Source organism: Catenulispora sp. GAS73, assembly GCF_041262085.1.
In the GTDB taxonomy this organism is placed as follows: Bacteria; Actinomycetota; Actinomycetes; order Streptomycetales; family Catenulisporaceae; genus Catenulispora.
This window is the reverse complement of record NZ_JBGCCM010000001.1, coordinates 258,960-279,049: the sequence shown is the minus strand read 5'-3', so window position 1 is coordinate 279,049 and position 20,090 is coordinate 258,960. Positions and strand designations below refer to the sequence as shown.

At 72.0% G+C, this 20,090-nt stretch carries 10 protein-coding genes; 9 read left to right on the top strand and 1 reads right to left on the bottom strand.

Annotated elements, in window-relative coordinates:
- The first annotated feature begins 7 nt into the window (after nt 1–7).
- Nucleotides 8–10,147, top strand: a complete 10,140-nt coding sequence (locus ABH935_RS01135; RefSeq protein ID WP_370375849.1) for an amino acid adenylation domain-containing protein — start codon at nt 8–10, stop codon at nt 10,145–10,147.
- Between the two features lie 35 nt (nt 10,148–10,182).
- Complete coding sequence (locus ABH935_RS01130; RefSeq protein WP_370375848.1) at nt 10,183–10,398, top strand: MbtH family protein; 216 nt, start codon at nt 10,183–10,185, stop codon at nt 10,396–10,398.
- Between the two features lie 75 nt (nt 10,399–10,473).
- Here ABH935_RS01130 and ABH935_RS01125 read toward each other — a convergent pair whose 3' ends face one another.
- The gene (locus ABH935_RS01125) at nt 10,474–12,066 is read right to left on the bottom strand and encodes a flavin-containing monooxygenase (RefSeq protein ID WP_370375847.1); all 1,593 of its coding nucleotides are present in this window, start codon (nt 12,064–12,066) and stop codon (nt 10,474–10,476) included.
- Between the two features lie 398 nt (nt 12,067–12,464).
- On the opposite strand from ABH935_RS01125, the gene ABH935_RS01120 reads away from it, so the two are divergent.
- From ABH935_RS01120 to ABH935_RS01090, 7 genes are all read left to right on the top strand, one after another.
- Nucleotides 12,465–13,265: an SDR family NAD(P)-dependent oxidoreductase gene (locus ABH935_RS01120; protein WP_370375846.1), complete on the top strand. Its 801-nt coding sequence runs from the start codon at nt 12,465–12,467 to the stop codon at nt 13,263–13,265.
- 111 nt (nt 13,266–13,376) lie between these two features.
- On the top strand, nt 13,377–14,600 hold the full coding sequence (locus ABH935_RS01115) for a pyridoxal phosphate-dependent aminotransferase (protein ID WP_370375845.1): 1,224 nt from the start codon (nt 13,377–13,379) through the stop codon (nt 14,598–14,600).
- The gene (locus tag ABH935_RS01110; RefSeq protein ID WP_370375844.1) at nt 14,600–15,304 is read left to right on the top strand and encodes a tryptophan 2,3-dioxygenase family protein; all 705 of its coding nucleotides are present in this window, start codon (nt 14,600–14,602) and stop codon (nt 15,302–15,304) included. Before ABH935_RS01115 ends, ABH935_RS01110 begins: the two co-directional genes overlap by 1 nt.
- 263 nt (nt 15,305–15,567) lie before the next feature.
- Nucleotides 15,568–16,083: a helix-turn-helix domain-containing protein gene (locus ABH935_RS01105; RefSeq protein ID WP_370375843.1), complete on the top strand. Its 516-nt coding sequence runs from the start codon at nt 15,568–15,570 to the stop codon at nt 16,081–16,083.
- Nucleotides 16,084–16,116: 33 nt separating this feature from the next.
- Nucleotides 16,117–16,899, top strand: a complete 783-nt coding sequence (locus tag ABH935_RS01100) for a PIG-L deacetylase family protein (RefSeq protein ID WP_370375842.1) — start codon at nt 16,117–16,119, stop codon at nt 16,897–16,899.
- A 123-nt stretch (nt 16,900–17,022) separates the two neighbouring features.
- Nucleotides 17,023–18,231, top strand: a complete 1,209-nt coding sequence (locus tag ABH935_RS01095) for a cytochrome P450 (RefSeq protein WP_370375841.1) — start codon at nt 17,023–17,025, stop codon at nt 18,229–18,231.
- 21 nt (nt 18,232–18,252) lie between these two features.
- Nucleotides 18,253–20,085, top strand: coding sequence for an amino acid adenylation domain-containing protein (locus ABH935_RS01090; protein ID WP_370375840.1), 1,833 nt, complete (start codon nt 18,253–18,255; stop codon nt 20,083–20,085).
- Nucleotides 20,086–20,090 lie beyond the last annotated feature (5 nt).

Sequence of the window (20,090 nt, the reverse complement as noted above, 5' to 3'; positions counted from 1 at the left end):
CAGGACAATGTGGCCGCTCTCATACGCGCAGCAGCGCATGTGGTTCGTCAACCGGTTCGAAGGCGGGACCGCGACCTACAACATCCCGATCCTGATCACCTTGCGCGGGCGGGTCGACACCGAGTCGTTGCGGCGCGCGTTCCTCGACGTCCTCACCCGCCACGAGATCCTGCGGACCGTCTACGACGAGGTGGACGGCCAGCCGGTCCAGCGGGTGGTCGCCCCGGCCGACGTCGTCCCGCCCTGGACCGACTGGGGATGGGTCCGCGCCGAGCAGGTGGCCGGTGTGGTCTCGGCGTCGGTCCGCGAGGGGTTCGACCTGGCGGCCGATCTGCCGGTCCGGCTGTTCCTGCTGCGTCCCGAGCCGGACGTCACGCTGGTGGTGGTGGTCCTGCACCACATCGCGGCCGACGGCGGGTCGCTGGGGCCGTTCACGGCGGACCTGTCGGCCGCCTACCGCGCTCGCGCCCGCGGCGCGGAGCCGGCGTGGGCCGAGCTGCCGGTGCAGTACTCGGATTACGCCGCGTGGCAGCGCGAGGTGCTCGGCGACGAGTCGGATCCGGACAGCGCCTTCTCCACCCAGCTCGCCTACTGGCGGCAGGAACTGGCCGGGGTGCTCCGGCCGATCTCGCTGCCCGCCGACCGTCTTCGTCCGACCCGGGCCAGCTACCGCGGCGGCAATGTGGGGTTCGAGATCTCCGAGCGCCTGCTGGACGGCGCCCGGGAGCTCGCCCGGGCGTATGACGTGACGGTGCCGATGGTGTTCCAGGCCGCGCTCGCCGTCCTGCTGCACCGCGTGGGCGGAGACGACGACATCACGGTCGGCTCGCCGATCGCCGGCCGCACCGACGAGGCGCTCCACGACCTCGTCGGCTTCTTCGTCAACACCTGGGTCCTGCGGGTGCGGCTGACCGCCGACGAGGCGTTCGACCAGGTGCTGGACACGGTGCGCGCGAAGGCGCTCGCCGCCTACGACCATCAGGACCTGCCGTTCGAGCGGCTGGTGGAGCTGCTGCGCCCCGAGCGGTCGATCGCGCACCACCCGCTGTTCCAGGTGACGTTCGCGTGGCAGAACAGCGTGCGGCAGGAGGTGGATCTGCCGGGGGTCCGGGCCTCGATGGAGCCGGTCGCCACCGGCACCGCCAAGTTCGACCTCTTCTTCAACCTGATGCCGGACCCGGCGGGCCGGACCGTGACCGTCGACCTCGAATACGCCACGGACCTGTTCGACGAGGCCACGGCGGCCGCCATCGGGGCGCGGTATGTCAGGGTGCTGGAACAGGTGGTCGAAGACCCCCGGACCCGCGTCGCCGCGCTGGCCGTGGAACCGATGCCCGCGCCCGTGAACCGTCCCGCGAACGCGCCCGCCGCAGGGCTCGATCCCGAGGAACGGCAGAAGATCCTCTACGAGTGGAACGACACCGCTCGTCCGTTTCCCTGCCCCGGACCGATCCATCTCCCCTTCGAGCGGCAGGCCGCCGCGCGGCCCGACGCGATCGCCGTCCGGTCCGCCGACGGCACGCTGACCTACCGGGAGCTGAACCGGCAGGCCAACCGGATCGCCTGGACCCTCAAGCGCCGCGGCGTCGGGCCGGAGACCGTGGTGGGCGTGGCGGTGCGGCGCAGCCCGCTGATGATCGCGGCCGTGCTCGGCGTGCTCAAGGCGGGCGGGGCCTACGTGCCGATCGGCGCCGCGCTGCCGTCGGACCGGGTCGCCGGCATGCTCGCCGACACCTCGGCGACGATCGTGCTGGTCACCGAGGACACCAACAGCTGGACCGCGCCGGACGGCGTGGACCTGATCGACGTGGGCCGGGCGGGTATGGCGCTGTCCCTGGACGGCGAACGCGATCCCGAACCGGTGGCGGGTCCGGACAACACGGCCTACATCATCTTCACGTCGGGCAGCACCGGGAAGCCCAAGGGCGTCACCGTGACCCACCGGCCCGTGCACAACCTGCTGAACTGGTGCCGCCAGACGTTCGGATTCGACGCCGACGACGTGGCCCTGTGCGTCACCTCGCTCGACTTCGATCTGTCGGTGTTCGACATCTTCGGCCTGCTCGCTGTCGGCGGCGGCTTCTACATCGCCGACGCGGCCCAGCAGCGCGACCCGGAGATGCTGCTGGACGTCCTGCTGTCGGAGCCGATCACGTTCTGGGACTCGGTGCCCGGCACGCTGAACCAGCTGGTCCCGCTGCTGCCGCAGGCCTCCGGGCACCCGGGCGTGCGGGACCTGCGCCTGGTCTTCCTGTCCGGCGACTTCACCCCGCTGTCCCTGCCGGACGAGATCCGCGGCACGTTCCCGCGCGCCGAGATCGTCAGCCTCGGCGGCGCCACCGAGGCGACCGTCTGGTCGAACTACTTCCGGGTCGGCGAGATCGACCCGCGATGGCGGAGCATCCCCTACGGACGGCCCATCGACAACGCGCGCTACTACGTGCTCGACGAGCGCCTCGACCCCTGCCCGGTCGGCGTCGAAGGAGACCTCTACATCGGTGGCCCGGTCATCGCCCTGGAGTACGTCAACCGGCCCGAACTCACCGCCGAGCGGTTCGTCGCCGACCCCTTCGGTGACCTCCCGGGCCGGCGGATCTACCGCACCGGCGACCGCGCGAGCTTCTTCCCGGAGGGCACCATCTGCTTCCTCGGCCGGGCCGACGGACAAGTGAAGGTGCGCGGGTTCCGCATCGAGCTCGGCGAGATCGAACACGCCCTGAGCGGCCACCCGGCCGTCCGCCACGCCGTCGCCGTCACGCGGCGGGACTCCGCCGGCGACCTCCGGCTGGTCGGCTACGTCGTGCCCGACCTGGCGGAGGTGGAGAGCGTCGTCGCCGTGGACCAGCAGGTCGACGAGTGGCAGGAGATCTACGACCAGGGATACGTCGAGGACGGCGACCAGCCGTTCGGCGAGGACTTCAGCCTGTGGGTGTCCAGCTACACCGGTGAGCCGATCCCGGTCGAGCAGATGCGGGTGTGGCGGGACGCAGCGGTCGTACGCGTCACCGGGTTCTCGCCGCGCCGCGTGCTCGAACTCGGCGCCGGAACCGGGCTCCTGCTCGCGCCGATCGCCGGTGGCACCGAGGCCTACTGGGCGACCGACTTCTCCGAACCGGTCATCGAGCGGCTCGGCCGTCAGGTGGCGGACGCCGGCTGGGCCGAGCGGGTCCGGTTGCTGTGCCGCCGCGCGAACGATCTCAGCGGCCTTCCTTCCACCTTCGACACCGTGGTGCTGAACTCCGTCGTCCAGTACTTCCCGAACGAGCGGTACCTGGAGCAGGTGCTCGACGGCGCCTGGGAGCTGCTGGAGCCGGGCGGCCGGCTCGTGCTCGGCGACCTCCGCCGGGCCCGCTCGCTGCGGGCCTTCCAGGCAGCCGTCCAGCGGGCCAAGCGCCCGGACGCCACGCCGGCCCAGCTGCGCGCCGCGGTCGAGCAGGCGATCCTGCTGGAGAAGGAGCTCGTGATCGACCCGGAATGGTTCCAGCGCTGGGCCGAGCGCGCGGGAGCCGCGGGCGTCGACGTCCGGCTCAAGGACGGCGACTATCACAATGAGTTGACGCGGCACCGGTACGAGGTCGTCCTGCACAAGCCGGGAACACCGACGAGCCGGGTCGACGCCGTGCCCGCCCTGGAATGGGACGGCGACCTCGGCGGCCTCGCCGACCGGATTCGCGCCCTGGGCGGGACGGCGGCGCGCGTCATTGGGATTCGCGTCACGGGGATTCCCAACGCGCGCGTCGTCGAGGAGGCCGCTGCCGCACGGCTGCTGGGGATGGAGGATTCCGAGCCCTCGCCGTCGGCGCCGCTGGATCCGGCCGAGCTCCAGGCGTGGGCGGCGCGGCAGGGCTGGCACGCGGTGCTGACGTGGTCGCCGGCGGCCATCGACCGGTTCGAGGCGGTCCTGTTCCAGGACGGGGAGCCCCGAGCACTGGTCGGCACTTACCGATCGACCTCCGGCGCCGGTACCTGGATCAACGACCCGGCCGCGGCCGCTGGTATCACCGCGCTTCCCGGAATCCTGCGCGAACACCTGGCTCAGGCCCTGCCCGACTACATGGTGCCGTCGGCGATCATGCCGATCGGCGCCGTGCCGTTGACGGTCAACGGCAAACTCGACCGGGCCGCGCTACCGGCGCCGGACCACGCCGTCGGTGGCGGCGGTCGGGCGCCCTCGACGCCGGAGGAGCAGTCGCTGTGCGACATCTTCGCCGCCGTCCTCGGACTCGACCGGGTCGGCGTGGACGACAACTTCTTCGCCATCGGCGGGCATTCGCTGCTGGCGACGCGCGTGGTGAGCCGTATCCGGGCGGCGTACGGCGTCGAGATCCCCATCCGGACGGTCTTCGAGGCGCCGACCGTCGCGGAGCTGGTCACCCACCTGACGGACCAGCGCAAGACCAGGCCGCGGCTGCGGCCGCAGCCCCGGCCCGACCGGATCCCGGTCTCCTTCGCGCAGCAGAGGCTGTGGTTCATCCACCGGTTCGAAGGGCCGTCGCCGACGTACAACATCCCGCTGTCGATGCGGCTGACCGGAACGCTGGACCCGGACGCGTTGCGGGCGGCGGTCCGGGACGTCGTGATCCGGCACGAGTCGCTGCGCACCGTCGTGGACGAGGTGGATGGGGTGCCCCACCAGCGCGTCCTGGAGCCCGGTGAGCTGCGGATCCCCTGGCAGGATCAGGAGATCGGCGCGGCGGACCTGGCGCGGGCCCTGCGGACCGAGGCGCGCCGCCCGTTCGACCTGGCGAAGGACGTGCCGATCCGCGCCGCCTTGTTCCGCCTCGGCGACCAGGACGCGGTGCTGCTCCTGCCGGTGCACCACATCGCGGCGGACGGCTGGTCGCTGGGCCCGCTGGCCGAGGACCTCACTGCCGCGTACGCGGCCAGGCGCGAGGGACGCCGGCCGCAGTGGGCTCCGCTGCCGGTTCAATACACCGACTACACGCTCTGGCAGCGCGACCTTCTCACCGACGACGGTCCCGACAGCCTGTACCAGCGGCAGCTGAGCTACTGGAGGCAGCAGCTCGACGGCCTGCCGGAGGCGGTGGGGCTGCCGACCGACCGCGCCCGGCCGGACGTCGCCTCGTTCGCGGGCGAGCTGCTGCCCGTGGAGCTCGATGAAGCTCTCACCGAGAGCGTCCGCGAACTGGCCGTGCACACCGGCGCGACCGTCTCGATGGTGCTCCAGGCGGGCCTCGCGGGGCTGTTGAGCAGGCTGGGCGCCGGGGACGACATCCCGATCGGCGCGCCGATCGCCGGACGGACCGACGAAGCGCTCGACCGGCTGGTCGGGTTCTTCGTCAACACCTGGGTGGCGCGCGTCGACACCGGCGGCGATCCCAGTCTGGTCGAGTTGGTCGGACGGGTGCGGGATGTCAGCCTCGCCGCGTACGACCACCAGGACCTGCCGTTCGAGCACCTGGTCGAGTCGCTGAACCCGGTGCGCTCGACCGCGCACCATCCGCTGTTCCAGGTGTGTCTGGCGCTGCAGAACAACGTGCAGCCGGCTTTTGACCTGCCGGGGCTGGTGGTCACTCACGAGCCGGTCGACATGGGCGTCTCCCGGTTCGACCTGTTCCTGAACCTCGTCGAGCGGACCGGGTCCGACGGACGGGGGCGGATCGTCGGCGTGGTGGAGTACGCGACAGACCTGTTCGACCGGGTCACGGTCGTCGGGCTCGTGGACCGCTGGCGTCATCTGCTGCGTCAGTGGGTCGAGGCGCCGGAGTCGCCGATGCGCGCGGTGGGGTTGCTCACGCGGGACGACCTGACGGCCTTGGAGCGGTGGTCGGGCCGCCAGAACGGCACCCGGCGCGTCGTCGGCACGATCCACGAGCGCTTCGCCGAGGTGGCCGCCGAGCGGCCGGACGCGGTGGCGGTGGTGGCCGGGGACGGCGCTGAGAGCTGGACGTATCGGGAGCTGGATCGGTGGGCCGATCGCATCGCGCATCATCTACGGGAGCGCGGAGCTCGCCCGGGCAGCCGGGTGGCTCTGGTGATGGATCGGTCTCCGCTGTGGGTCGCGACCATGCTGGCGGCGCTGAAGGTGGGGGCCTGCTACGTGCCCGTCGATCCGGCCGGTCCGCGCGCTCGCGTCGAGCTCGTTCTCGCCGACCTGGACCCGGCGGTCGTGGTCGACGAGCGTCTGGCCGAGATCGACCTCGACGGCTATCCGTCGCTGCCGCCGGACGCCGACGGGGTCGATGCGCGGCACCTCGCGTACGTGACCTATGTCTCCGGTGCGACCGGAACACCGAACGGCGTCGAGGTGAGCCACGGGAACGTGCTCGATCTCGCGCTCGATCCGTGCTGGTCCGGCGGCGCGCACGAACGGGTGCTCGCTCATTCTCCGGTGGGGGTCGACGCGTCGACGTACGAGCTCTGGGTGCCGCTGCTGCGGGGCGGCACGGCCGTCGTGGCGCCGCCCGGCCGCCTGGACCCGGCGCGGCTGGCGTCGCTGGTCGCCGAGCACGGCGCGACCGCGGTGTGGCTGACCGCCGACATGCTCGACCTGATCACGCGGCACCACCTCGCGGCCCTGTCCGGGGTGCGGGAGGTGTGGGCCGGCGGCGACGTCTTGTCACCGTCCGCCGTGCGGCAGCTGCTGGGCGACGCTGGCGCGACCACCGTCGTGAACGGCTACGGTCCCGCCGAGGCCACCACCTTCGCGGCCTGGCACCGGGTATCTTCGCCGGCCGGGTGCAAGGACCCGCTGCCGATCGGCGGGCCACTGGCGGGCAGCCGCCTGTTCGCCCTCGACGACCGCCTGCGGCAGGTACCGCAGGGCGTGGCGGCGGAGCTCTACATCGGCGGCGCCGGGGTGGCCCGCGGCTACGCGAACCGCCCGCGCCTGACGAGCGAACGCTTCGTCGCGGACCCCTTCGGCCACCCCGGCGACCGCCTGTACCGCACCGGCGACCTCGTCCGCTGGAACCACGACGGACACCTGGAATACCTCGGCCGCACCGACGACCAGCTCCGGATCCGAGGCCTCCGAGTCGAGCCGGGCGAAGTCGAAGCGGCCCTGCGCAAGCGCCCCGGCGTAGCGCAGGCAGCAGTCATCGCCCGCCCGGGCCGCCTCGGCGGCCGCCAACTGGTGGCCTACGTGGTCCCGCAGGACGCCGCAGGCACGGCCGCTGATACGGCGGCGCACGTCGAGAAGTGGCGGGCGATCTACGACTCGATGTACGAGGACATCGACACCAGCACCAGCACCAGCACCGACATCGGCAGCGACTCCGGCACCGGCACCAACACTGGCAGCGACATCGGCACGGACTCCGGCAGCGACTCTGGCACCGGCACCAACACTGGCAGCGACATCGGCACGGACTCCGGCAGCGACTCTGGCACCGGCACCAACACTGGCAGCGACATCCGCACGGACTCCGGCCGCGGCACCAACACCGGCACGGACACCGACACCAGCACCAGCACCAGCACCAGTACCAGTACCGACACCGACACCAACTTCGGCAGCGACTCCGGCACCGGCACCGCCACAGACACCGGCAGCGGCACCAGCACCAGCACCGGCACCAACACTGACCGCGACATCGGCAGCGACATCGCCACGGACTCCGGCATCGCCACCGGCACCGGCACCAACATCGGCAGCGACATCGGCACCGCTACGGACACCGGCAGCGGCACAGGTACCGGCAGCGGCACCAAGACCGGCACTGACATCGGCACGGACTCCCACTCCGGCACCCGTTTCGGCAGCGGCGCTGGCACTGACATCGGCACCGGTACTGGCAGCGGCGCTGGCGCCGGCTTCGGCAGAGACTCCGACCCCGGCACCGGCGTTGGCGCGGACATCGACCCCGACACCGACACAGGCACCGGCTTCGGCAGCGCCACCGCCGACCTCGCTGAGGACTTCACCGGCTGGCAGAGCTCTTACACGCGCGAGCCGATCCCCTTGCCCGCCATGCGCCAGTGGCGCGACGGGGTCGTCGAGCGGGTGCGCGGGCTGCGGCCGCGGCGTGTGCTGGAGGTCGGGGTCGGGTCGGGGCTGCTGCTGGGGCCGTTGGCGCCGGACGTTGAGCGGTACTGGGGCACTGACTTCTCCGCGCCGGTCATCGACCGGCTGAGGCGCCGGGTGGCTGCGGATTCGCGCCTGCGCGGCAAGGTGACGCTGTTGTGTCAGAGTGCTGATGTCGCCGATGGGCTGCCGGCGGAGTTCTTCGACACCGTCGTCCTCAACTCGGTCGTGCAGTACTTCCCCGATGCGGCCTATCTGAGTCGTGTGCTGGAGGTCGCCGTGGACCGGCTCGCGCCCGGCGGCCGGGTCGTCATCGGCGATGTGCGGAACCATGCCACCCTGCGCAAGCTCCTGACCGCCGTGCACCACGCGCGGCGGCCGGCCGATCGGCCGGCGGTGGTGCGGGCGGAGGTCGAGCGTGCGGTGCTGGGCGAGAAGGAGCTGGTCGTCGACCCGGGCTTCTTCACGCGGTGGGCCGATGAGCGCCCCGACGTCGTGGCGGTGGATGTCCGGCTGAAGCCCGGCGAGCACCACGACGAGCTCACCCGGCACCGGTACGAGGTCGTGCTGCACAAGCAGGGGAGCCGGCCGGCGTACCTCGCCGATCTGCGGACGGTGGCCTGGGCCGCCGAGGTCCGGGACCTCGACGAGCTCCAGACCGCGCTGGCCGAGCACGGCGACCGCCTTCGGTTGGTGCGGATTCCGAACGCCAGGCTGGTGAGCGAGGCGGCCGAGTACGGCGTTCCCGTCGATGAGCGCCAGACCGCCATCGATCCGCACGAGCTGCAGTCCTGGGGCCGGGACCGGGGCCTCGCCGTCTACTGCACGTGGTCGGCCGAGGCGCCCGACTGGTTCGAGGCGGTGCTCGTTCCGGAAGGCGGCGCCGACTGCTTCGACGGCGTGTACCGGCCGCTGGATCTCGCGGGGCGGCGGCTGGTGAACGCCCCCGTGCTGGCGCGCCAGATCTCGCGGTTGCCGGCGTTGCTGCGCGAGGAGCTGGCGGCCGAGCTGCCCGAGCACCTGGTGCCGAGTGACATCGTGGTGCTGGAGCACCTGCCGTCGACCGCGAGCGGGGAGCTCGACCGCGCCCGGCTCCCGGAGCTCGACGCGCTCGACGCGCTCGACGCGCTCGACGCCGCCGACGCCGCCGACGACGGGGAGGACGACGCGCCCCGCACCCCGCTGGAGCGGGAGCTGGCCGGGCTGTTCGCCGAGGTGATCGGTCTGGACCGGATCGGGATCGACGACGACTTCTTCGACTGCGGCGGCAGCTCTCTGCACGTCATCCGCCTGATCTGGCGGGTCCGCGCGGAGCTGGGCTTCGAGCTGCCGGTCCGGGCCGTGTTCCAGCACCCGAGCGTCGCCGAGGTCGCGGAGTACCTGTCGGCGGGCAAGGACGTCGTGGAGTTCGGCGAGTTCGACGACCCGTTCTCGGTGGTGCTGCCGATCCGGACCGGCGGCGACAAGGCGCCGATCTGGTGGGTGCCGCCGGGCGGCGGGCTGGCCTGGGCCTACCTCGGCTTCGCCCAGCACCTGGACGCCTCCCGGCCGGTCTACGGGCTCCAGGCCCGCGGGTTCGGCGGCGAGCCGCGGCCGGCCTCGATCGGGAGCGTGGTGGACGACTGGGTCGACCAGATGCTGCGTGTGCAGCCGGACGGCCCGTTCAACGTGCTCGGCTGGTCGCTGGGCGGGCCGATCGCGCAGGCGGTGGCCGCCGAGCTCCAGCGCCGCGGCCGCGAGGTGGACTTCCTGGGGGTGCTCGACTCGGGCCCGTCGAGCTACTTCGCCGACTTCACCACCCCCGACGAGACGATCGTCCGCAGGTATCTGGCCCACTACATGGGCCACCTGGCCGGGATGAAGGAGTTCGAGTCACTGGTGCAGACCTCGACGTCGTTGTTCATCGAACACACCGAGCTGATGACGAGGTTCACCTCCCCGACGTTCCGCGGGGAGCTGACATTCTTCTGCGCTCTGATCGACCAGGTCACGCGCGAGCGGCGGGAACTGCCCGTGGAGCTCGACGTCATGTGGCGGGACTACGTCGACGGGACGATCCGGCGCATCGAGATCGAATGCGCGCACAACGAAATGATGTGGCCCGACAACGCGGCCCAGATGGGCCGCGTCATCAACGAGATCCTGGGATCGGGCCGATGATCCGGCGCACCCGCCGACACCGAGATGGAGGAGCGATGTCCGTCAACCCGTTCGACGATGAAAGCGGAGAGTTCTACGTGCTGGTCAACGACGAGGAGCAGCACTCGCTGTGGCCCACGTTCGCGGACGTGCCCGACGGCTGGCGCCCGGTGTTCGGGCCGGCGGGGCGGGCCGAGAGCCTCGCGTACGTGGACGAGAACTGGACCGACATGCGGCCGAAGAGCCTGCGCGAGGCCATGCAGGGATCGTGAGCCGCCGCGGCCCGCGGGCAGCCGGCCTGCCCGCGGGCCGCGGGCCGCGGGCCACGGTCGAACCGTCAGTGCCGGTCAGTCGAACGAATAACCCTGATACCCGGCGGCCGCCACCTCGCGGAGCTTCGCGCGGAACGGCCCGAGGCCCGGGAAGTAGAACAGAGTCGTCCGGCGCTCGCCGGGGGCGTTCCCGCCGAAGATCCAGGACTGGACCCGGGGCAGCAGGGTTTGCGCGGAGGCCTGCTCGCAGGTGGAGACCCAGGCGTCCTCCGCGGCGCGAGTCGCCTCGACGGAGGTCCGGCCGGACCCCTCGGCGGCCGCGATCAGCTCGGTGATCCAGTCCACCTGGGTCTCGATGCTGGGCAGCAGGTTGCTGAACGGGCTGTGCGGGCCGAAGACCAGGAACAGATTGGGGAACCCCGAGACGGAGACGCCCAGGTAGCTGCGCGCGCCGTCCTTCCAGCGCGCCGCGAGGTCCAGGCCGGCCCGGCCGCGGATCGTCATCCGCCGGTAACCGCCGACGATCGCGTCGAAGCCGGTGGCGAAGACCAGGACGTCGAGGTCGTGCTCGGCGCCGTCCGCGGTCAGCAGTCCGCGCGGAACGGCTTCCACGACAGGGGTCTCGCGCAGGCTGACCAGGCGGACGTTGTCGCGGTTGAAGGACTCGTAGTAGCCCTGGTTGCAGACCGGGCGCTTGGCGAACAGCTCGGTCGGGGTCAGCCGGCGTGCGGTCTCCGGGTCCCGGACGATCTCGCGGATCTTCGCCCTGATGAAGTCGGCCGCGGCGGCGTTGGCATCCGGGTCCACGGCGATGTCGCCGAAGGTGCCGAACATGAAGTGGAAGCCGTTGCCGGCGTCCCAGGCCTCTTGGAACACTCTGTGGCGTTCCTCGGCCGAGACGCTCATCGCCGGTACGTCGCTCTCGGCGAAGCCGCACCCGACGCGGGAGTCGTGGATCTGTTCCCAGATCCCGTCATAGCCGGCACGGATCGCGGCGACCTCCTCGGCGGCGACGGCGCGGTCGCCGGACGGGACCACGTACTGGGGCGTCCGCTGGAACACGGTGAGGTGCGCCGTGGTCTGAGCGGCCGCGCAGACGAACTGGGTGCCGGTGGACCCGGTACCGATCACGCCGACCCGCCGGCCGGCGATCGACAGGCCGTCGGGCCAGGCGCCGGTGTGGACCACAGTGCCCTCGAAGCGGTCGAGCCCTGCGATGTCCGGGAAGTTGCGGCTCGAATGCGGGCCCAGAGCCGTCACCAGATACCGGGCGGTGAACCGCGCGCCGCGGCTGTCGGCCACCGTCCACGCCGCGCGGCGCTCGTCGTAGGCCGCGGACTCGATCTCCGTGTCGAACTGGATGTCCCCGATCAGGTTGTGGCGCTCCACCACGGCGTGCAGGTAGGCCAGATTCTCGGCCTGCGAGGCGTAGCGGGTGCTCCACTCCCAGTCCTGGAGCAGTTCCTTGTCGAACGAGTACTTGTAGACGTGCCCGTCGACGTCCGACATCGCGCCCGGATACCGGTTCCAGTACCAGGTGCCTCCGACCCCGCCGCCCTTCTCGAAGACGCGGACGGTCAGGCCCAGCTCGTTGCGCAGCTTGTGCAGTGCGTACACGCCGCCGAAACCGGCGCCGATGACGATGGCGTCGAAGTCTGTCTTCATCATGTCGCCTCACGTCCGGGGATCCTTACGACGAGCCGGGCTGCGGGCTGCGGGCCACGGCCCGCCCGCCATCGTCGGTGCAGCCACACACACGGGGACACGGATCTGTCGTGGATGCTTCGTCTCTGTCAGTGCCACCGGTCCGCCGGGCGGCGCGATCGGCTGCTTCCCGCCACGGCGGCGCGGCGCCCGGGCCGGCCGGTGCGGCGGCGGGACGGGCTGGTGAACTCGGCTTTCCACGGGTTCGGCGCTTTACAGCGCGGTAAGGACCCCAACCCGTCCTCGGTTGACACGGCACGGATCGCGCCAATCAGTTCGGGTGACGGAAATATTTGCGACAGAAGAAATGTCCTGGGCGGCGTGAACCAGAAGAATCGGTTTTGTCATATCAGGAGGCGAAGATGGTGGATCAGGGCCGGGTGGTCGCGGTCACGGGAGCGGGCTCGGGTATCGGCCGAGCCGTGGCCGTGCGCCTCGCCGCGGCGGGCGACACGGTGATCGCTGTCGGCCGCCGCCCGGCACCGCTGGCGGACCTGGCATCGCAGGCGTCGCAGACGTCGCAGGCGGCCTCGGCCGCTGGCCGGGGGAGCGGGGGTGAGGACGGCGGCCCGGTGCTGCCGCTGCCGATGGACGTCGCCGATCCCGCGGCCCCGGAACGGCTGCGCGCCTTCGTCGAGGAGCGTTTCGGCAGGCTCGACGGGCTGGTCAACTGTGCGGGCGTGGCCCGCTTCGCCCGCCTGGAGACGGCCGATCTCGGCGACTTCGACCGGATGCTGGCGGTCAACGTGCGGGCTCCGGCGGCGCTGATTCAGGCGCTGCTGCCGGCCCTCACCGAGGCGGGTGGCAGCGTCGTCAACGTCACTTCCGTCGGCGGCGTGCTGGCGATGCCCGGCCGCTCGTTCTACGGGGCGAGCAAGGCGGCGGTCAACAGCCTCACCCGGTCGCTGGCCCGCGAGCTCGCTCCCCGGATCCGGGTGAACGCCGTGGTGCCCGGCCCGGTGGACACCCCCATGTACGAGGACCTGGGCCTCGGCGCCGAAGAGACCGAGAGCCTGCGGAAGACCTTGCTCGACAGTACGCCGATGGCCCGGTTCGGAGCGCCGGACGAGGTGGCCGGGTGGGTGTGCGCCCTGGTGGATCCGAACCAGTCGGGCTGGATCACCGGCGCGTTGCTCGCCATCGACGGCGGGCGGAGTGCGTGATGGACCGGCGCGGAGGGCCGCGGAGGGCCCACGAATCAGCGAAAAAGCGAATCAGCGTTCACCTCTGTCCGCGGTTACCCGCCGACAGGGACACGACATAGGAGCGGGCCGATGACCGAACTGGTCGAACACCGACGACGCTACCCGGTGGAGCGCGTGCCGGAATCCAGTCTGCACGCGGTGTTCCGCGCCTCGCGGCGCTGGACCGACACCCACGGCCGGGAGGCCAACGCCCTGCACGTCGGCGAGCCGGCGTTCGCCATGCCGCCGGCCGCCGTCGAGGCGATGCGCCGGGCGCTGCTCGACGGCCGGTGCGCCTACACCAGTGCCGAGGGCATGCCGGAACTGCGCGAGGCCCTGGTCGCGAAGCTGGCCGCGCAGGGCGTCGGCACCACCGCCGACCATGTCTTCGTCACTCCCGGCTCGTGCCAGGGGCTCTCGGCGGTGGGCGCGGCGGTCCACACTCCCGGAGCCGCCTGGCTGATCCCCCGGGTGCACTGGCCGATCTACCGCCAGCAGGGGGTGCTGAACGGATACGACGTCGCCGGGTATCCGCTCGGGCCCGGCTACGCCCTCGACGTGGCCGCCGTCGCCCGGACCGCGACGCCGGCCACCCGGGTGATCGTCGTGAACTCGCCGGCGAACCCGACCGGCGCGGTCGCCGATCCGGACGCGCTTCGCGAGCTGCTGGCGCTGGCCACGGAGCGGGACTGGCTGGTCGTCAGCGACGAGGCCTACGAGGACTTCGTCTACGAGGGCGGACATCCTCCGCTGGCGGCGCTGGAGGCGGACGTGGAGCCGGCCCGGCGGCGCGTCTTCTCAGCCTTCACCTTCTCCAAGGGCTACGCGATGACCGGATGCCGCGTCGGCTACATCGTCGCGCCCAACGACGAGTTCGCCGGCCTGCTGCGCCGGGTCCAGGAGGGCTCGATCATCGCCCCGCCGACGCCCGCGCAGATCGGCGCGCTCGCCGCGCTCGGCGACGGCGACGCGGTCCGCGCCAACGTCGCGGCGGTGCGGGGCTCCCGGGACGCCGCCATGGGCGCCTTGGTCGAGGCCGGCCTCATCGCCGGCCCGCCGGCCGGCGGCTGGTACGCGCTGTTGGACATCGCGTCCTCGGGCCACACGGCCACGGAGTTCGCCGACCGGCTGCTCGCCGAGTACGGCGTGGCCGTCGCCCCGGCGGCGGCCTTCACCGTCCCGGGCGACCCGAGCACCCGGACCGTGGTGCGCATCTCCTTCGCGGGCGACCGGACCCGGCTGTTGGAGGGCACTGAGGCACTCCTCCGGGCGTGCCGCACCTGGGGCGGCGAGCGAGCGGCGGGGCGGGCGTGATGAGCGGGCTGACCTACGGGAGCTACATCCGGGTGGACGACCTGCTCGGACTGCAGCAGCCGCGCTCGCCCCGGGAGACGCCGCTGATCCGCGCCTGGGAGCACTTCTTCATCGTCGTGCACCAGGCCGGCGAGCTGTGGCTGTCCCAGGTGCTGCTCGACCTCGACGAGGCGGTCCCGGCGTTGAAAGCGGGACAGTACGCCGACGCCGAGGAGTGCCTGCGGCGTTCGGTCGCCGTCCTGGACGTGATGGCGGCGAGCCTGGACACGCTGGCGGTCATGCCGCCGGGGCGGTTCGCGTGTTTCCGGGGCGCCCTGGGTCAGGCCAGCGGCGGCCAGTCGGCCCAGTTCGCGGCGCTGGACCGGCGCCTGGGCCTGACCAAGCGCGGCGACTGCCCGCTGTCCGAGGCGCTGGCGGTGGCCTGCGAGGCCGAGGACGTCGCGCTGCCGGACCTGGTGATGGCCCGCGGCTGTCCGGGCTGCGAAGGGCTGGCCCGGGTGGTGTCGGCGATGCTCGACCTGGCCCGGAAGATCTGGAAGTGGAAGGTGATGCATCTGGAGCTCGTGGCCAAGATGATCGGCCACGGCGAGCGGGGAACGGGTGGTACCGCGGGCACCGCGTATCTGGCCGATCGGCTGGCGATGCCGTTCCCGGAGTTGTGGGACTGCGTGTCCGGGGTACACGGGCAGGGCCGCGTCGACTGACGACGCAGGGCTCGGCAGGCTACGGCTGTTGACGTACCTACTATTTTAATGGGCAGAAATCGGATCAATACGGCTCTGGCGTGAACGGGTCGGACGGGGCATCGGGCCGCCATTTCCGCGCTGCCGCGGAGCGGCCAACGCCGTCGTCCGATACGGCGGGCCCGAACTACTCGAACAGTGCCTTCAGCGGGCGAGCGGCTGACGCTTGTCAGACGTCGATGGAGGCATGCATCTCATCGAGTGATCACGGGAGGATGTTTCCAGTGGGTGTCAAGAATTTCGACGTCATATTCATCCGGTGGCCGGTGCAATCGGATCTGCGGAGCCGCTGTCAGCAGGACGGCGTACCCAGGCTGCTCGTCGTGGAGGGATGCGCGCAGCCCCCGATCAGCGACGATCCGGTCGAGGACTGGGTCCGTCCGCCGGTGTCCACCGACGACCTCCAGGCGCGGGTCAGGGCTCTGCAGCACCGCTTCAACCGCCGCCGGGCGCCGACCATCGACGCCACCGGGACACTGACCTTCGGCCAGCACACCATCTCCATCTCCAGCACGCAGACCGAGCTGATGCGCCTGCTGATCGACCGCTTCGGCAAGGTGGTGTACCGCATCGAGTTCATGGAGCGCTTCGCCGACCGGACCCCGAAGCTCAACCGGAACTCCCTGGACCTGCACATCATGCGGCTGCGCCGCCGGCTGCTCCCGATCGGCCTGCTGATCCGGACCGTGTGGGGGCGGGGCTACATGCTGGACTGCATGGAGCCCCAGCTCTCGTTCTGACCCGCCGGCCCGGCAACCACTGGGGGACCCATCATGACCAGTCGGCCCACCGTGCTCGTCCTGCACGCGCACCCGGACGACGAGACGATCTTCACCGGACTCACCATGCGCCGGCTGGCCGACGCCGGTGCGCGGGTGGTCCTCGTCATGGCGACCGACGGCGCCGCAGGCATCCTCCGAGTGCCGCTGTCCCCCGGAGAGTCCCTGCGCAGCCGTCGCCTCGCCGAACTCGAACGGGCCTGCGACCTGTTGAGCGTGGCCAGGCTGGAGGTCCTGGGCTACTCCGACTCCGGCGCTCACGACGGCCCGTACCGCGCCGGGACGCTCGGCGCGGCACCGGTCGCGGAGGTGGCCCGCCGGGTGGCGCGGATCGCGGTCCGTGAAGGCGCCTCCACGCTGGTGCACTACGACCCGGGCGGTATCTACGGGCACGTCGACCACGTCCAGGTCCACCGGGTCGGAGCCGTGGTCGCCCGCGGCCTGCGCCTGGCCGGCTACCAGGCGACGGTGGACGCCGCGGCGCTGCGGGCGGGTCCGGGCCACGTGCTGCACCGCGCCGCCGGCGGCCGACTGGACGTCGGCGTCCCGGCGTCCCGGATCTCGGTCACCATCGACGCCGAGGGCCCCGACCTGCTGGCCAAGATGGCGGCGATGGCCTCGCACGCCAGCCAGGTGGAGACGGCCGACCTGGACCCGGCGGGCTTCGCCGGGGCCTACGGCCGGGAGTGGTTCGTCCGCGAGGGCGAGCGCGGAGCGGTGGACACACTGCTCACCCCCGCGCCGGCCCGGGTCGCCGAACCGGTGCTCGGGCCCTGACGGCCTCGGCCACGCTGGCGGCTACCGCCGATCCGGCGAGGAAAGAGACCGGCAAGACACCGGCGGGCGCGGCGGCCTGGTCGCCACAATCCATAACGGGGCCGCAGAGCCAGGGAGGGGCTGATGGCGAAGGGACTGATGACACTGTCGCTCGACCTTACGGACCCGGCGACGTTCGTGGAGAACGACCCGCACGAGTTCTGGCGCCGGGTGCGCCGGGAACAGCCCGTGTACTGGCACCCGTCCTCCTCGGGACGGCCCGGGTTCTGGGTGGTGGCCGCCTACGACGACGTCCTGGCCGGCCACGGCGACTGGAAGCGGCTGAGCTCGGCCCGCGGCAACGTCCTGGACGTGCTGCTGCACGGCGACGATTCGGCGAGCGCGAAGATGCTCGTGGTCACCGACCGGCCTCGGCACCGCGCCCTGCGCAACGTGGTCCTGCGCGCGGTCTCGCCGCGAGTGCTGGACCAGGTGGTGCGGCGGGTCCAGGAGCGGACGGCGGCGCTCGTCGCGGAGGTCGCCGAGCTGGGGACGTTCGACTTCGCCGCGGAGGTCGCCGACCGGATTCCGATGGACACCATCTGCGATCTGCTGTCGATCCCGCCGGCGGACCGCCGGGACCTGCTCGGCTGGAACAAGGCGGCGTTGAGCGCGGACCGCCCGGGCGGCGCCCGGCTGGACGCGATCGAGGCCCGCAACGAGATCGTGCTCTACCTGATGGACCTCGCGTTCGAGCGGCGCGAGCACCCGGGTGACGACGTGATCAGCATGATCGCCGGGGCCGAGGTCGAGGGCCGGCCGCTGTCCCCGGAAGAGGTCGCGCTCAACTGCTACAGCCTGATCCTGGGCGGGGACGAGTCGTCCCGGGTGACGGCCATCAGCTCGGTCCTGGCCTTCACCCAGTTCCCCGACCAGTGGCAGGGCCTGCGCAAGGGGACGGTCTCCATCGCCACCGCCGTGGAGGAACTCCTGCGCTGGGCGACGCCGGGGATGCACTTCGCGCGCACGGCCCTGTGCGACTTCACCCTCCGGGACCGGCAGGTGCGCGCGGGCGACATCGTCACGCTGTGGACCATCTCGGCGAACAACGACGAGACGGTGTTCGCCGCGCCGCGCGAGCTCGACCTTTCGCGCGAGCCGAACAAGCACGTCGCGTTCGGCCACGGTCCGCACTTCTGCCTGGGTGCGGCACTGGGGCGGGCGTCGCTGGGCGCGTTGCTGCAGGCGCTGGTCGCGCGGGTGGGCGAGATCGAGCTGGCCGGGGTGCCGAGCCGGATCTATTCGAACTTCATCCGCGGCCACAGCACGCTCCCGGTCACCTTCCATCCCTGATTCCTGTGAGAGGCGGCGCGCATGCCGGGCGGATCATCCCGCGAGGAGAAGCGGACCGTTCCGTGGCTGTTCGAGGCGGTCGCCGCCCGGGCGGCCGACCGGCCGGCGGTCCTGTACGAAGGCCGGAGCGTCTGCTACGCGGAGCTGAACGCCAGGGCCAACCGGCTCGCCAGAGCCCTGATCGACCGCGGTGTCGGGCCCGACCGGGTGGTCGCCGTGTCCGCGCCGAAGTCAGACGAGCTGATCGTGGTGCTGCTGGCGGTGCTCAAGGCGGGCGGGGCCTATCTCGCGCTCGACCCCGCGTATCCGGCCGAACGCCTGGCCCACATGGTGCGCCAGGCTCGGCCGCTGCTGCTGATCCACCTGGGCGGGCAGGCCGAACCGGTGCTGCCGGCCGAGACGGCGCTGCCGCGGATCGACGTCCTGGACCCCGGTTTCCGGGCCGAGTGCGCGGCGCGTCCGGGCCACGACGTGACCGACGCCGAGCGGCGCCGCCCGCTGCGTCCCGAGCATCTGATGTACGTCGTGTTCACCTCCGGATCGACCGGCCGGCCCAAGGGCGTCGCGGTGCCGCACAGCGGCGTCGCGGCCCTGGCCGCCGGCCAGCGCGAACACCTCGGGGCGGGTCCGGGCGACCGGGTGCTGCAGTGGGCGTCGATCAGCTTCGACGCCGCCTTCTGGGACATCACGCTCGCGCTGCTGTCCGGCGCGGCCCTGGTGATGGCCGCGGCCGAGGATCTGCTGCCCGGAGCGCCGCTGCGGGAGACGATGATCGCGAACGCGGTGACCCACGCGACCCTGCCGCCGGTGGCGCTGAGCGTCACCGACGCCCACGGCGTGCTGCCCGGCGGCAAGCTGGTGTCCACCGGCGACGCGGTGTCCCCGGCCCTGGTGCGGACCTGGTCCGAGGGCCGGTCGCTGTTCAACGGGTACGGGCCCACGGAGGTGACCGTCGGCAGCAGCATGGGGCGCGTGACAGAACCCGAAGACATCAGCATCGGCCGGCCGTTCCCGGACAACGTGGTGCGGGTCCTCGACGAGCGGCTGCGGGCGGTCGCCGCCGGAGGCGAAGGTGAGATGTACCTCGCCGGACCGGGCCTGGCCCGGGGCTATCTGAACCATCCGGGACTGACAGCGACCCGGTTCGTGGCCGATCCCGCGGGCCCCGCCGGCGGCCGGATCTACCGCTCCGGGGACCGGGGCCGGCGCCGCGCGGACGGCGAGCTCTATTTCACCGGCCGGGCGGACAGCCAGGTCAAGCTCCGCGGCTTCCGGGTCGAGCTGGGGGAGATCGAGACGAGGCTGGCGGCGCATCCCTCGGTCGAGCTCGCCTGCGTCGTGGTCGAGGGAGATGTGGCGAGCGCCCGGATCGCCGGCTACGTGACCGCCTCCGCCGGGGCCGCCGGGGCCGGCGGGGTTGGCGGTGTCGGCGGCATCGGCGGCGAGGAGCTGCGGGAGTTCGCGGCCCGGTCGCTGCCCGACCACATGGTGCCGTACCGGGTGACCGTGGTCGACCGCTTCCCCACCGATCCCAACGGCAAGATCGACCGGGCGGCGGTCAGCGCCGCCCACGCCGAGCGCTCCGCGCCGCCGGCGGCCGTGTCCGATCCCGTGGATCTGGACACTGACACAGATCTGTACAGCATCGTCCGGCGCGTCCTGGGGATTCCTGAGGCGCGTCCGGAGGACAACTTCTTCCTCCTCGGCGGCCACTCGGTACTCGCCACCATGTTGGCCCGCCAGATCCGCAAGGAGTTCGACGTCGTGATCCCGATGCGGAGCATCTTCGAGGCCGCGACGCTGGCGGACCTGGCGGCTGAGGTGGACGCGGCGCGGCAGCCGGACCGGTCCTGACCCGT